The organism is Mycobacterium paragordonae, from assembly GCF_003614435.1.
Lineage (GTDB): Bacteria > Actinomycetota > Actinomycetes > Mycobacteriales > Mycobacteriaceae > Mycobacterium > Mycobacterium paragordonae.
The window spans coordinates 3,998,475-4,012,228 of the sequence record NZ_CP025546.1 but is presented as its reverse complement, the minus strand read 5'-3'; the positions used below and the strand labels follow the sequence as shown (position 1 = coordinate 4,012,228).

Genomic DNA, 13,754 nt, shown 5'->3' with positions numbered 1-13,754 from the left:
GTCAGATCAACTGGTCATTCGACACGGGCACCACGTTCGACCTGGGGTCGGGGAGCGCGCATCCGGCGCATCTGCGAGGCGCGACCAGCAGCGTAAATGCCTAGCTTCCAATGGCTTTCGGTATTCTTCGGGAATTTCGCGTCCACCAGCCGGCCCACTTTGCGGCCCAGGATGATCCCGTCGAGGGTCATCAGCGCCATCAGCGCCAGCATGATCGGCGACATGTAGAACTGCAGCTGCGGCAACGCGAACATGAACGCGAGCAACGCCAGGGCCGACGGCATGAACAGGCCGAGCACATTGCGCCGGGCATCCACCACATCCCGGACGTAGCGGCGGACCGGACCCTGGTCACGCGGCAGCAGGTAGCCCTCTTCGCCGGCCATCATCCGCTCCCGGCGATCCGACATCTTGGCCCGGCCGGCCAGGCGATCGGCGCGGCGTTCCTCCCGGCTGAGCTTCGGCCTGGCCATTGACTTGCGTCGGGCCCGCGCCTCGGACGCCGTCATCGGCGCCGGGGCGACCGGACCCTTCCGGCCGCGAGCTTCGTTGCGCTTGGGTGTGGGACGGCCCTTGGGGCCGGTCCGCCCCCCACGAGCCGCCGTCTCCGCCGCCACGGATCCCTGGTCCGGCGCGGCCGGCGCGTCGTCGCCCTCGTCATGATCGTTGTTGCGGCCCAGCAGCTTCACAGTCGTCAGGTTACTTCGCTTGTGTGAGCCTGCTTAATTGCGGCTGTATTGCGTACGGCGAACAGCGTGTACACCTACGCTGGCCTGTGATGAACGGGGCGCAGGCGGGGGGTGGTGCTGCCGGTGGCTTCGGGCCCGGCAGGCTGCAGCTGCCCGCTATGCGGGTGTTGGTGGCGCCGGACTGCTACGGCGACAGCCTGTCCGCGGTGGAGGCAGCGGCCGCAATCGCCACCGGCTGGACCCGGTCGCGCCCCGGCGACTCCTTCATCGTCGCGCCGCAATCAGACGGCGGCCCCGGCTTCGTCGAGGTGCTGGCCAGCCGGATCGGGGGATTGCGCAGGCTGCGCGTGTCCGGACCGCTGGAGGCCGAGGTCGACGCCCAGTGGGTGTACGACGAGCGGTCCCGGACGGCGTACCTGGAATGTGCCCAGGCCTGCGGCCTGGCGCTGCTGGAGGGCCCGCCGACGCCGGAGACCGCGATGGCCGCCCACAGCAGGGGCGTCGGACAACTCATCGCCGCCGCGTTGAAAGCCGGCGCGGTACGCATCGTGGTCGGCCTGGGCGGCAGCGCCTGTAGCGACGGTGGTCAGGGGATGATCCACGAGCTGGGCGGCCTCGATACCGCCCGCCAATGGCTGGCCGGGATCGATGTGATCGCGGCCTCGGACGTGGAATATCCGCTGCTCGGACCCTGGGGCGCGGCCCGGGTGTTCGCGCCGCAGAAAGGTGCCGACGCGGCGACGGTCGCCAAGCTGGAAGAACGCCTGGAAGCGTGGGCGCAGGTGCTGGACACCGTCGCGGGACGCGACGTGAGCGCCGAGCCGGGCGCGGGTGCCGCCGGCGGGATCGGGGCCGGCCTGCTCGCGCTGGGCGGCCGGTGCGAATCCGGCGCGGCGATCTTCGCCGAACTGACCAACTTCGACGATGATCTCGAAGACGCGGACATGATCGTCACTGGTGAGGGCCACTTCGACGAACAGTCGCTGCACGGAAAGGTGGTCGGCGAAATCGCGGCCGCGGCCCGCCCCCTCGGTATCCCGGTGATCGTGCTGGCCGGGCAGGTGTCGGTGGACAAGTCCACCACCCGGGTGTCCGGCATCATGTCCGCCCTGGCGATGAGCGAATACGCGGGCTCGGTGCGGCTGGCACTGGCTGACGCGGCCAATCAGCTGATGGGACTGGCCTCCGAGACTGCGGCGCGACTCGGGAATAGCGGCCCGCCGGGGTACCGTTGACGTAGTGGGTTCCCATGAGCAGGCCCCAGACTTACACCTGGCTTAAAGCTGGGTAGGCCCACCCGACAATGAGCATGTAGGAGAAGCAATGACGGTGCAGAACGAGCCGACCGCCGCGACCCACGGCGTGATCCTGACCGAGGCCGCTGCTGCGAAGGCGAAGTCCCTGCTGGACCAGGAGGGACGTGACGACCTGGCGCTGCGCATCGCCGTGCAGCCGGGCGGATGTGCCGGCCTGCGTTACAACCTGTTCTTCGACGACCGGAGCCTGGACGGCGACCTGACCGTGGAGTTCGGCGGGGTAACGCTGACGGTGGACCGGATGAGCGCCCCCTACGTCGAGGGTGCGTCGATCGACTTCGTCGACACCATCGAGAAGCAGGGCTTCACCATCGACAACCCGAACGCCACCGGTTCGTGCGCGTGCGGGGACTCGTTCAACTAATACTGCCCCGCGGTGCGCAGCACGTAGGAGCACACCAGGATCTGCCCACGCTGGAACAACAGCTGGGCGATGCCCTGAACCTGGCCTCGTGACGGGCCGCCGGCGGCAGGTGTCGCTTGCATGCTGAACAGCACCTGCGCCTGGTACTGCGAGAGGTAGACGATCTTGTCGATCCCCGTCACCTGGACCTCGGAGAACTGTTTGCGGAACGCGTCGCTGCTGAGTTTGGCCAGGGCCTGATCCGAGCGCTTGTCCTTGACGGCGTCGTAGAGGCCGCAGAGCGTGTTGCGCATGATGTTGTCAATGTCTTTGTGCGCCAGCGCATTGAGATAACTCTGGATCGAGGTCTTGGCCGAGGTCTCCGACACGGCGCTGCCGGTGTTGGCACCGTTGGTGCGCACTCCGAACACGATGGCGGTGGTCAGCGCCGCGACCAGGGCAACAGCCAGCAATAGACCGATGAGCAGGCGTTTGTGCGAGCGCTTCGGGGTCTGGGGCGGCGGACCGGGGTAGCCGGCCGGTGGGCCGCCGGCATTGCCGGGCCCGAAACCCGGTTCACTGTGCGGAAAATCCACCGTTCCGGACGCGTTCTGCCCGGCCTCGGGATAGGGCTGGGGCTGCTGCGGCCCATCGGCACCCACGGCAGGGTTCGGCGGGTGCGGACCGGCCATCGTTGTTCTCCTACGCTGGGGGACGATGCGACGAGCGGGTTGCCGTCCGAATGTCCAGCCGCGGCAACCGGGTGAGTCTCTAGGCAGGCTAGCGCAAGGGGTGCGGGCCGCCTCGGACGTCGGCAGCGTTCGTCGCCGGCTGACGTTCGTGAGAGGCTAGACGACTGACAAACGAAGGGTGGATTTTTCGTGACCATCGCGGTGACCGGTTCGATTGCGACAGATCATCTGATGCGCTTTCCCGGCAAGTTTTCTGAGCAACTGCTGCCTGAGCACCTGCACAAGGTGTCGCTGAGCTTCCTGGTCGACGACCTGGTGGTGCATCGCGGGGGAGTGGCCGGCAACATGGCCTTCGCCATCGGCGTGCTGGGTGGTGACGTTGCGCTGGTCGGCGCCGCCGGCGGCGACTTCGCCGACTACCGCGACTGGCTGAAATCCCACGGGGTCAACTGCGACCACGTCCTGCTCTCCGACACGGCGCACACCGCGCGGTTCACCTGCACCACGGACGTCGACATGGCCCAGATCGCGTCGTTCTACCCCGGCGCCATGTCCGAGGCCCGCGACATCAAGCTGGCCGACGTGGTTTCGGCGATCGGCACACCCGAGCTGGTGATCGTCGGCGCCAACGACCCCGAGGCGATGTTCTTGCACACCGAGGAGTGCCGCAAACTCGGGCTGGCCTTCGCCGCCGACCCCTCCCAGCAACTGGCCCGCTTGTCGGGTGAGGAGATCAAGCAGCTCATCGACGGCGCCGCCATCCTGTTCACCAACGACTACGAGTGGGACCTGCTGCTGTCCAAGACCGGCTGGACCGAGGCCCACGTGATGGCCCAGGTGGACCTGCGGGTGACCACCCTGGGCGCTGACGGTGTCGACATCTTCGAACGCGACGGCGCCAAGGTGCACGTCGGCGTGGTCCCGGAAACCAGCCAGACCGACCCCACCGGTGTCGGCGACGCGTTCCGGGCCGGTTTCCTGACCGGACGCAGCGCCGGCCTGAGCCTGGAGCGGTCGGCGCAGCTCGGGTCATTGGTCGCGGTGCTGGTGCTGGAGTCCACCGGGACCCAGAACTGGGAGTGGGACCGTGCCGGTGCCACCGCGCGGCTGGCCGGCGCCTACGGCGACGAGGCAGCGTCCGAGATCGCCGCAGTACTCGCCTGAGTCCAGCGATCTGACTCCCGCGCGCGAGCTACAGCTCGACCGGGTAGACCGGTTCGCTGATCTGCGGTACGACGCTGTGCTCGACGAAGATCGCGTGCCACAGCATGAAGATCAGCATCGTCCACAGCCGACGGCTGTGGTCGCTGGTGCCCACCCGGTGTTCATCGAGCATCCGGCGGACCGCGGCCAGGTCGACGAGGTGGCCGGCCTGCGACTTGTCGACCATCTCGTAGGCCCATTCCAGCAGCTCCCCGGCGCGCAGCCAGTGCCGGATCGGCACCGGGAACCCGAGCTTGGGGCGGTTGAGCACGTGTGCGGGCACGATGGGCTCCAGCGCGCGCCGCAGCGCGTACTTCGTGGTGGTGCGGGTGATCTTGGCCTGATAGGGCAGCCGCGAGGCCACCGCGAACACTTCGGGGTCCAGGAACGGCACCCGCAGCTCCAGCGAGTTGGCCATCGTCATCTTGTCGGCCTTGACCAGGATGTCGCCGCGCAGCCAGGTGAACAGGTCGATGTGCTGCATCCGCGCGACGGGGTCCCAGCCCGCGGACTCGGCGTACACCGGCGCCGTGACGTCGGTGTGGGTCCAGTCCTCCCGAAACCGGGGCAGCACGTCGCGCAGCTGCGCGTCGGAGAAGCTGCGGGCGTTGCCGTAGTAGCGCTCTTCGAGCGTCAGCGAACCCCGGTGCAGCAGGCTCTTGCCGCGCATCCCTTCCGGCAGCGGCTTGGACACCCTGCCCATCGACCGTCGCACCGACCGGGGCAGGTAGTCGAACGGTTTGAGCGACAGCGGCTCGCGGTAGATCGTGTAGCCCCCGAACAGCTCGTCGGCGCCTTCACCCGACAGCACCACCTTGACGTGCTTGCGCGCCTCACGGGCGACGAAGAACAGCGGCACCAGCGCCGGGTCGGCGACCGGCTCGTCGAGGTACCAGACGATCTCGGGCAGCGCGCCCACGAATTCCTCGGCGCTGACCACCTTGGCGATGTGACGCGCGCCGATCGCCTCCGCGGATGCCACCGCGACATCGAGCTCGGAGAAGCCCTCCCGCTCGAAGCCGGTGGTGAACGTGATCAGGCGCGGATTGTGCCGGATCGCCAGCGCCGCGATGGCCGTGGAATCGATGCCGCCGGACAGAAACGACCCGACGGTGACATCGGCGCGCATGTGCTTGGCGACCGAATCCTCCAGGACCGCGGTGATCTCGTCGTAGCGGGCTTGTTCGGTGCCCGACGTGATCGGCACCGCGGCGAACCGCGGAACGAAATAGCGTGTGACCACCGGAGCTGAACCAGGCCGGATCCGGGCGTAGCAGCCCGATTCCAGCCGGCGCACGCCGCGGTGCAGCGTCTCGGGTTCGGGCACGTACTGCAGGACGGTGTAGTGCTGCACCGCGCGTTCGTCGATCCCGGAGCCTCCGGTGTCGAAGCCGATCAGGTCCGCGAGGTCCAGCAGGCACTTCTTCTCGCTGGCCACCGCGGTGCCGCCGGCGCCGGTCGCCATGAACAGCGGCTTGATGCCGAACGGGTCGCGAGCGCAGAACAACTCCCGCGTGACGGTGTCCCACAGCGCGAACGCGAACATGCCGCGCAACCGCTTGAGCAGGTCGGTGCCCCAATGGTGAAAGCCCGCGACGATGGCTTCCCCGTCGCCATCGGTGGCGAACACGACGCCGTGCTCGGCGCGCAGTTCCTCGCGCAGTTCCAGGTAGTTGTAGATCTCGCCGTTGAACACCAGTACGTAGCGTCCAGGCACCTCCGGCGGGCCCCAGCGCAGCGGTTGATGGGAATGCGCGATGTCGATGATGGAGAGCCGGTTGAAGCCGAAGACCACCGAACCGTCCGCGTCAGGGTCGGCCCAGGTGCCCGGTTCGTCGGGTCCGCGATGGCGCATCAGGTGCGACGCACGAGCGATCGCACCGTCGGCCTCGGCGGCATGCGCTGCCGCGGCATCGGCTCCGGCAGGGCCGTCCGGGCCCGGGGGAGCGGCGACAAAGGCCAACAATCCACACACGGCGCCCCAGTATGCCGCAGTCCCGGAGACCGTGTCGGATCGCCGTGCGCCCCGTGCCCGGCGGGTCGCGGTGACCAGGCAGTCGCCCCTCGAAGCGGCGTGGTCTACGCTGCGTAGTATTCGACATCCGAGTTAGCCGATTCGGCGAAAGCCAATCGGCCCAGCTTGCGATACAGGAGGCGTCAACGTGGCACGTCGCGGGCACGATAGTTCGCAGAGCTTGTCGCAGAGCAGGTCTCGGCACCGTTCCGGAAAGGGACGGGGCCTGTCCCGTCGTCTCCGCCCGGTCGCGATGGCCGTGACGCTGGGCGTGCTGGCGGTCACCCTGAGCGGATGCTCGTGGGAGGACGCGCTCGCGCTCGGCTGGCCGAAGGGCATCACCCACGAAGGCCACGTCAACCGCGAATTGTGGATCGGCGCCGTCATCGCGTCGCTGGTCGTCGGCGTCATCGTGTGGGCGCTCATCTTCTGGGCCTGCACCTTCCACCGGAAGAAGAAGGGCGACGACGAGTTCCCGCGGCAGTTCGGCTACAACATGCCGTTGGAGCTGGTGCTGACCGTCACACCGTTCCTGATCATCTCGGTGTTGTTCTACTTCACGGTCGTGGTGCAGGAGAAGATGCTGCACCTGGCCAAGGATCCCGAAGTCGTCATCGACATCACCTCGTTCCAGTGGAACTGGAAGTTCGGCTACCAGCGCGTGGCCTTCAAGGACGGGACGTTCAACTACGAGGGCGCCGACGAGGCCAAGAAGAAGGCGATGACCTCCAAGCCGGAGGGCAAGGACCGCCACGGTGAGGAACTCGTCGGACCGATCCGCGGTCTCAACACCGAGGACCGGACCTACCTCAACTTCGACAAGGTCGAGATTCTGGGCACCAGCACCGAGATCCCGGTCCTGGTGTTGCCCGCCCACAAGCGCATCGAGTTCCAGATGGCGTCGGCCGACGTGATCCACGACTGGTGGGTGCCGGAATTCCTGTTCAAGCGCGACGTGATACCCAACCCCGAGGCGAACCACTCGGAGAACCGCTTCCAGGTTGAGGAGATCACCCAGACCGGCGCGTTCGTCGGCCACTGCGCCGAACTGTGCGGCACGTACCACGCGATGATGAACTTCGAGGTGCGGGTGGTGGAGCCCAACGACTTCGTGGCCTTCCTGCAGCAGCGCATCGCCGGCAAGACGAATGCCGAAGCGTTGCAGGCGATCAACCAGCCACCACTGGCGACCACCACCCATCCGTTCGAAACCCGCCGCGGCGAATTGGCCCCGAGCCCAAGAGGTTAGGACAACTCATGCATATCGAAGCCAGGTTGTTCGAGTTCATCGCCGCCTTCTTCGTCTTGGTGACGGTGCTGTACGCGATCCTGACCGCAATCTTCGCGAACGGTGGGGTCGAGTGGGCCGGTACCACGGCGCTCGCGCTGACCGGCGGACTGGCGCTGATTGTCGCCACCTTCTTCCGGTTCGTGGCACGCCGCCTCGACACCCGTCCCGAAGACTACGAAGGCGCTGAGATCAGCGACGGCGCAGGGGAATTGGGGTTCTTCAGCCCGCACAGCTGGTGGCCGATCTTGATCGCGCTGTCCGGATCGGTGTGTGCGGTCGGCATCGCGCTGTGGCTGCCGTGGCTGATCGTTGCGGGCGTCGTTTTCATCCTGTCGTCGGCGGCCGGGCTCGTCTTCGAGTACTACGTCGGACCCGAAAAACACTGAGTGGGACCCGATACACACTGAGTCGGACCCGATACACACTGATTGCCCCGGAAAAGGTCACAATCTGGTCACCAGTTGACCGATGGGCAGTTTGCCGTGGGACCTCTGCACCGGCCGGTTGGGTAGGGTTTGCCGGGGCACGATGAGTTTTCACGGAGTGCACGGACGCAGCCGCGGAGCCCCGCGCGCTGGCTGGGCAGTTGGACAGGGTAGGCAGACATGAGCGGGCCGAATCCGCCGGGACGGGATCCTGACGAACCCGACCTTGCCAGCGAGCCTGCCGAACCGGACCTTGCCAGCGAGCCTGCCGAGCCGGGATCCGACAGCGATGAGTTCGGCCACGCCGATGGCCTGGAGCCCCTCGACGGCGGCGAGGTCGAACCGGCGGCAGAGACCGACGCCTACTCCCGGGCCTACTCAGCGCCCGAGTCCGAGCTGTTCAGCAGCCCGTACATGCCGGGGGATCTGGCGCTGTACGACTACGACAGCTACGACGACGCCGACCGTGACGACGACCGTTCCCCGCGTTGGCCGTGGGTCGTCGGGGTGGCCGCGATCCTGGCGGCGATCTCGCTGGTAGTGGCGGTATCGCTGCTGGTGACGCGCACGGGGACCAGCCAGCTCGCCAACCCCGCGACCACCACCACCTCGTCGTCGCCGCCGGTGCAGGACCAGATCACCACCACCAAGCCGCCGCCCTCATCAGAGCCGCCACCCCCGTCCTCCGAGCCGCCACCGCCACCCCCGCCGCCCGAAACGCCACCTCCAACGGAGACGCAGACAGTAACCGTGACGCCCCCGCCGCCACCACCGCCACCGCCGCCGTCGACCACTGCCGCGCCGCCTCCGCCGAGCAGCACCGCCGCCGCGGTGCCACCCCCGGCGACCACGACGCCGGCCGGCCCGCGGCAGGTCACCTATTCGGTGACCGGCACCAAGGCCCCCGGTGACATCATCTCGGTCACCTACGTCGACGCGTCGGGCCGGCGCCGGACGCAGCACAACGTATACATCCCGTGGTCGATGACCGTCACACCGATCTCGCAGTCGGACGTGGGTTCAGTGGAGGCGTCCAGCCTCTTCCGCGTCAGCAGACTCAACTGCTCGATCATCACCAGTGACGGGACGGTGTTGTCCTCCAACACCAACGACGCAGCGCAGACGAGCTGTTGATGGTCGGCAGGTATTCGTCGTACCGGCGTGGGCCGGACCCTGTCGTCAATCCGAACATCATCGACCGCGTCATGATCGGCGCCTGCGCCGCGATCTGGCTGGTGCTGGTGGGTGTCAGCGTCGCGGCCGCGGTCGCGCTGGCGGACCTAGGCCGTGGCTTCCACAAGATGGCGCGCACCCCACACACCACCTGGGTGCTTTACGCGGTCATCGTCGTCTCCGCGCTGATCATCGCCGGAGCTGTCCCGGTGTTGTTGCGGGCCCGCCGGATGACGCAGAGCGAGCCGGTGGTGCGCTCTCGTGCCCTGCAGGGCGGTGCCGTCAGACCGATCAAGCAGGCCGGACGGTCCGGTTCCCGCATCCCGATCGAGCAGTCACGCCGCGAGCAGGTCAAAGCCTATGGCGCACTTGACGAATGGTCCGGCGAGGTGGTGGACCGCATTTGGCTGCGCGGGGCACTGGCGCTGACCAGCGCTATCGGGACGTCGCTGATCGCCGTCGCGGTGGCGACCTACCTGATGGCTGCTGGGCACGACGGCGCGTCGTGGGTCAGCTACGGGTTCGCGGGCGTGATCGCCGCGGGTCTGCCGGCGATTGAAATTCTCTATGTGCGCCAGCTGCGCCGTGGCCAGGTAGCGCACTGAGTTCTTGCGCTTCTGTTGTGGCGCCGCCGTCCCGGCCAATTTGTTCGAGTGTGCGTCGACTGCTTTGAGTGTGCGGTGAGGATGGGTTTCTCGCGCCGTGGAGACCGCTGCAGGCGCACACTCGAAGCGCCGAACGCACAGTGGGACAAAGCAAAGCCGTCTGACAAAGCAAAGCCGCCGCCCCCGAAGGGACGGCGGCTCAGCGCTTCGCTGCGGCTTCCTAGTGGTGCCCGCCGTTGGAGGACCCGTTGGACCCATTGGAGCCGTTGGAGGAGCCGTTAGAGCCCTCCTGGTGCTCCCGCAGGGCGGTCAGGGCACGGACTTCGGAGACGTGTCCCGCCTCGCGCAGTGCCGCGTCCTCCGAGGCCGGGTCCGCGAACAGGAAGCTGCCGCTACCGGGTGAGCCGGCCGAGCCCAGCTTGTTCATCTTCTTGGGCAGTGCCGCGCCCTGGTACTCCAGCGGGAGCGGGTGGCCGTGGTCGTCGACCGGTCCCAGCGGCTGGTGCAGCTCGATGTAGGCACCGTGCGGCAGTCGCTTGATGATGCCCGTCTCGACGCCGTGCTCGAGCACCGAACGGTCACTGCGCTGCAGACCCACGGCCCACCGGTAGGCGATGAAGTAGACCAGCGGCGGCAGGATCACCATGCCGATACGCCCGATCCAGGTCGTCGCATTCAGCGAGATGTGGAACTTGAACGCGATGATGTCGTTCATCGCGCACAGCGTCAGCACCATGTAGAAGGTGATCGCCATCGAGCCGATCGCGGTGCGCACCGGAGCGTCCCGCGGCCGCACCAGCAGGTTGTGGTGGGCGTAGTCCTTAGTGAACCGCTTCTCCAGGAACGGGTAGACGACCAGCAGCCCGAAGACCAGGCCCATGATGATCGCGACCCATACGACGGCCGGAATGGTGTGGTGCCAGAAGTAGAACTCCCATGGCGGCCAGATACGGGCCAGGCCTTCCGTCCACATCATGTAGAAGTCCGGCTGCGAGCCCGCCGACACCTGAGAAGGCTTGTAGGGGCCCAGGTTCCAGATCGGGTTGATCTGCAGCAGCCCGCCCATCAGGCCCAGCACACCGACGATGCAGGCGAAGAAGGCGCCGGACTTGACAGCGAAGGTCGGCATGACGCGCACGCCGACGACGTTGTGTTCGGTGCGGCCCGGTCCGGGGAACTGGGTGTGCTTCTGGAACCACACCAGCGCCATGTGCGCGCCGATCAGGGCCAGGATGATGCCCGGGATCAGCAGGATGTGCAGCGCGTAGAGCCGGGGGATCAGGATGGTGCCCGGGAAGTCCCCGCCGAACAGCGCCCAGTGCAGCCAGGTGCCGATGATCGGCATGCCCAGCGTGATCGATGAGAGCGCCGCGCGCAGGCCGATACCGGAGAGCAGGTCGTCGGGCAGGGAGTAGCCGAAGTAGCCCTCGAACATCGACAGGATCAGCAGCAGCGACCCGATCACCCAGTTGGCCTCACGGGGCCGCCGGAACGCGCCGGTGAAGAAGATGCGCGCCAGGTGCACCATGATCGACGCCGAGAACATCAGCGCGGCCCAGTGGTGGATCTGGCGGACGAACAACCCGCCCCGCACCTCGAAGGAGATGTTCAGCGCCGTCTCGTAGGCCCGCGACATCTCCACGCCGCGCAGCGGCTGATAGACGCCGTTGTAGGTCACCTCGGCCATCGACGGGTCGAAGAACAAGGTCAGGTACACGCCGGTGATCAGCAGCACGATGAAGCTGTAGAGCGCGATCTCACCCAGCAGGAACGACCAGTGCGTCGGGAACACCTTGTTCAGCTGACGACGCACCGCCGCCGACGGGTGGTACCGGGAATCCACGGCCTCGCCCTGGCCGGCCAGGACATCGCCGATTTTCGGGGGTTTCAGATTAGGACTCATGTTGTTGTGCGCTCCCAGAATGCCGGTCCCACGGGTTCGATGAAGTCACCGCTGGCGACGAAATACCCGTCGGAGTCGATTGTGATGGGCAGCTGAGCCAACGCACGGGCCGCCGGGCCGAAGATCGGCTTGGCGAAGTGCAATGCGTCGAACTGCGACTGGTGACACGGGCACAGAATTCGGTAGGTCTGTTGTTCGTAAAGCGATGCGGGGCAACCCAAGTGCGAGCATACCTTCGTGTAGGCGAAGAACTCGCCGAAGTTGAAGCTCTCCTGGCCCTGACGCTTGACCACCTTGTCCACATCGCCGGGCTTGATGCGGATGAGCATCACCGGGTTGCGGACGCCCAGCGAGATCGCCGACAACTTCTCGTGCGACTCGACGGTGGTGCCGTCGCCGTCGGACTCGCGCCAGGGGAAGACCGTCTCCATGCCGCCGGCGTCCATGTCCTCGGGACGCATCTTGGTGTAGGGAGGCCCGTCGTGGGCCCCGGTGGCCCGCGCCAGGTAGATTGTCTCGCCCTTGAAGCGGGGAGTCCAACCCGACGTCCACAGCACCGCCTTCATCCCCTCGGCGGTGGGAACGACCGGCTTCCACGGGTTCTTGATCAGGCCGCCGGCAAACGCGACCAGGGTGCCCAGGCCGAACGCGCCCAGGCCGATCCCCAACGACGCGCCGATCAGCTTGCGCCGTCCGACCGTCGAGCCCTCGTAGGCGTCGGCGAGGTTGGCCACCACCGTCTTGCGGTCGATCTCCCGGGAGGCGCCGTCGTGGCGGTCCTGAATCGTAATCTCTTCGGGGATAAAGCGTTTCTGCAGCAGGACCGCGCCGATGGCGATCGACAGGATCGACATCCCGAAGGTGAAGCCGTACAGCGGGGTGGCCAGCGAGTACAGGAAATTGCCGGAGCTGCCGTTCGGCTTGTACTCCCACGGCCAGAACAGGAAGACCAGCAGCAGAGCCAGCCCGAAGAAGCCGCCCAGCAAAAGCCAGGAGGCGACGCCGCGAGCGGCGCGCTTCTCGGCCTTGGTGCCCTCGACCGGCCAGCGCGGTTCCTTGTAGACGATCTGGACGCCGTCGATCTTGCTGCCGAGTGCGAGCAGTTCCTCGCGGGACATGCCGGCCAGCGCCGCGTCGTCGGGCTCCGTCTGGCCCGCGTGCGTGCTGGTGTCGGTGTCGGAACCGGTCTTCGCGGTTTGTGTCACTTCCGGCTCATCGCTCATGATCGCGCCCCAATCCACAGTGCCAGCCCGATGGCGGCGACCATGCCGATGATCCATGCCGCCATGCCCTCGGGCGCGGGTCCGAATCCACCCAGTCCGTAACCGCCCGGGGAGCGTTCCTCGGCCGCGGTCCGCACGTAGGCGATGATGTCTTTCTTCGACTCGAAGGACAGCTGGCGGTCGGCGAACTTCGGCATGTTCTGCGGGCCGGTCAGCATCGCGGCGAGAATCTGCTGCTCGTTGGCCTCACCCAGGTCGGGTGCGTACTTGCCGGACGACAGTGCGCCGCCCTTACCGGTGAAGTTGTGGCAAGACGCGCAGTTGAGCCGGAACAGGTCGCCGCCGCGACCCAGGTCCGAGCCGCGCAGCGACTGCATCGCCAGGCTGCCGTCCGGGTTGCGCACGACGGTGGGGCCGCCACCGTTGGCCTGCACGTAGGCGCCGATGGCGTCGACCTGCGCCTCGTCGAAGATCGGTTCCTTGCGCGGTGCCTGAGCCTCGCCGCGCATGGCGGGCATCCGGCCGGTCGACACCTGGAAGTAGACGGCCGCCTCGCCGACGCCGATCAGGCTGGGCCCGTGATCGGGCACCCCCTGCAGGTTGGCGCCGTGGCACGACACGCACGACGTGTCGAAGAGCTGCTTGCCGGTCCGCAGCAACGCCGAGCCGGACTCGTCGGCGACCGCGACCTGCGGTGTCGGCGTCAGCACGGCCGCCAGCCCACCGGCGATGGTGAGAGCGATCAGCAGCAACAGCCCACCGGACAGCCGACGGTGCAGACGCCGCCTGGACCGGTCGCTCTTACCGGCACCGAATCGGGTGAACCCCATTTTCTTCAACCGAGCACTCCTGTTCATTGGTGTATTCGGAGCCGCGG

General features: G+C 67.2%; 13 protein-coding genes. 7 read left to right on the top strand and 6 right to left on the bottom strand.

Translation table 11 applies throughout. The features are described from left to right. Nucleotides 1-14 precede the first annotated feature (14 nt). Nucleotides 15-689: a DUF3043 domain-containing protein gene (locus C0J29_RS18275; RefSeq protein WP_065043730.1), complete on the bottom strand. Its 675-nt coding sequence runs from the start codon at nucleotides 687-689 to the stop codon at nucleotides 15-17. 158 nt (nucleotides 690-847) lie between these two features. Between C0J29_RS18275 and C0J29_RS18270 the strand changes: the two genes are divergently transcribed. Further along, entirely contained in the window at nucleotides 848-1,924 is a 1,077-nt protein-coding gene (locus C0J29_RS18270; protein ID WP_065043731.1) for a glycerate kinase family protein, read from the top strand. Between the two features lie 88 nt (nucleotides 1,925-2,012). After that, nucleotides 2,013-2,369: an iron-sulfur cluster assembly accessory protein gene (locus C0J29_RS18265; RefSeq protein ID WP_065043732.1), complete on the top strand. Its 357-nt coding sequence runs from the start codon at nucleotides 2,013-2,015 to the stop codon at nucleotides 2,367-2,369. Here the strand turns inward: C0J29_RS18265 and C0J29_RS18260 are convergent. Further along, nucleotides 2,366-3,040, bottom strand: a complete 675-nt coding sequence (locus C0J29_RS18260; RefSeq protein WP_120793137.1) for an Rv0361 family membrane protein — start codon at nucleotides 3,038-3,040, stop codon at nucleotides 2,366-2,368. The genes C0J29_RS18265 and C0J29_RS18260 overlap by 4 nt on opposite strands. Nucleotides 3,041-3,229: 189 nt before the next feature. Between C0J29_RS18260 and C0J29_RS18255 the strand changes: the two genes are divergently transcribed. Continuing rightward, complete coding sequence (locus C0J29_RS18255; protein ID WP_120793136.1) at nucleotides 3,230-4,204, top strand: carbohydrate kinase family protein; 975 nt, start codon at nucleotides 3,230-3,232, stop codon at nucleotides 4,202-4,204. A 28-nt stretch (nucleotides 4,205-4,232) separates the two neighbouring features. On the opposite strand, the gene asnB is transcribed toward C0J29_RS18255, so the two are convergent. Next, nucleotides 4,233-6,218, bottom strand: coding sequence for an asparagine synthase (glutamine-hydrolyzing) (gene asnB / locus C0J29_RS18250; protein ID WP_120793135.1), 1,986 nt, complete (start codon nucleotides 6,216-6,218; stop codon nucleotides 4,233-4,235). 292 nt (nucleotides 6,219-6,510) lie between these two features. Between asnB and ctaC the strand changes: the two genes are divergently transcribed. From ctaC to C0J29_RS18230, 4 genes are all read left to right on the top strand, one after another. Next, the gene (gene ctaC, locus C0J29_RS18245) at nucleotides 6,511-7,506 is read left to right on the top strand and encodes an aa3-type cytochrome oxidase subunit II (protein ID WP_240743656.1); all 996 of its coding nucleotides are present in this window, start codon (nucleotides 6,511-6,513) and stop codon (nucleotides 7,504-7,506) included. Nucleotides 7,507-7,514: 8 nt separating this feature from the next. Next, nucleotides 7,515-7,934 (top strand): cytochrome c oxidase subunit 4, encoded by a 420-nt coding sequence (locus tag C0J29_RS18240; protein ID WP_065043737.1) that lies wholly within the window; start codon nucleotides 7,515-7,517, stop codon nucleotides 7,932-7,934. A 219-nt stretch (nucleotides 7,935-8,153) separates the two neighbouring features. Beyond that, nucleotides 8,154-9,107 (top strand): MmpS family transport accessory protein, encoded by a 954-nt coding sequence (locus C0J29_RS18235; protein ID WP_120793133.1) that lies wholly within the window; start codon nucleotides 8,154-8,156, stop codon nucleotides 9,105-9,107. Next, nucleotides 9,107-9,751 carry a DUF2561 family protein gene (locus tag C0J29_RS18230; RefSeq protein WP_065045066.1) on the top strand — a complete coding sequence of 215 codons (645 nt, stop codon included), beginning with the start codon at nucleotides 9,107-9,109 and terminating at the stop codon, nucleotides 9,749-9,751. The genes C0J29_RS18235 and C0J29_RS18230 overlap by 1 nt, the downstream gene beginning before the upstream one ends. A 220-nt stretch (nucleotides 9,752-9,971) precedes the next feature. Here C0J29_RS18230 and qcrB read toward each other — a convergent pair whose 3' ends face one another. The 3 genes from qcrB to qcrC are packed head-to-tail and all read right to left on the bottom strand — an operon-like array spanning nucleotide 9,972 to nucleotide 13,716. Continuing rightward, a complete protein-coding gene (gene qcrB / locus C0J29_RS18225) occupies nucleotides 9,972-11,654 on the bottom strand; it encodes a cytochrome bc1 complex cytochrome b subunit (protein ID WP_120793132.1) in 1,683 nt (560 codons plus the stop codon). Then, nucleotides 11,651-12,877, bottom strand: a complete 1,227-nt coding sequence (gene qcrA / locus C0J29_RS18220) for a cytochrome bc1 complex Rieske iron-sulfur subunit (RefSeq protein ID WP_371872407.1) — start codon at nucleotides 12,875-12,877, stop codon at nucleotides 11,651-11,653. Before qcrA ends, qcrB begins: the two co-directional genes overlap by 4 nt. Then, a complete protein-coding gene (gene qcrC, locus C0J29_RS18215; protein WP_120794811.1) occupies nucleotides 12,874-13,716 on the bottom strand; it encodes a cytochrome bc1 complex diheme cytochrome c subunit in 843 nt (280 codons plus the stop codon). The genes qcrA and qcrC overlap by 4 nt, the downstream gene beginning before the upstream one ends. Nucleotides 13,717-13,754 lie beyond the last annotated feature (38 nt).

Coding starts and splice junctions, on each gene's coding strand:
- C0J29_RS18270 (WP_065043731.1), top strand. CDS start 848: ATGCGGGTGTTGGTGGCGCCGGACTGCTACGGCGACAGCCTGTCCGCG.
- C0J29_RS18265 (WP_065043732.1), top strand. CDS start 2,013: ATGACGGTGCAGAACGAGCCGACCGCCGCGACCCACGGCGTGATCCTG.
- C0J29_RS18260 (WP_120793137.1), bottom strand. CDS start 3,040: ATGGCCGGTCCGCACCCGCCGAACCCTGCCGTGGGTGCCGATGGGCCG.
- ctaC (WP_240743656.1), top strand. CDS start 6,511: ATGGCCGTGACGCTGGGCGTGCTGGCGGTCACCCTGAGCGGATGCTCG.
- C0J29_RS18240 (WP_065043737.1), top strand. CDS start 7,515: ATGCATATCGAAGCCAGGTTGTTCGAGTTCATCGCCGCCTTCTTCGTC.
- C0J29_RS18235 (WP_120793133.1), top strand. CDS start 8,154: ATGAGCGGGCCGAATCCGCCGGGACGGGATCCTGACGAACCCGACCTT.
- C0J29_RS18230 (WP_065045066.1), top strand. CDS start 9,107: ATGGTCGGCAGGTATTCGTCGTACCGGCGTGGGCCGGACCCTGTCGTC.
- qcrB (WP_120793132.1), bottom strand. CDS start 11,654: ATGAGTCCTAATCTGAAACCCCCGAAAATCGGCGATGTCCTGGCCGGC.
- qcrA (WP_371872407.1), bottom strand. CDS start 12,877: ATGAGCGATGAGCCGGAAGTGACACAAACCGCGAAGACCGGTTCCGAC.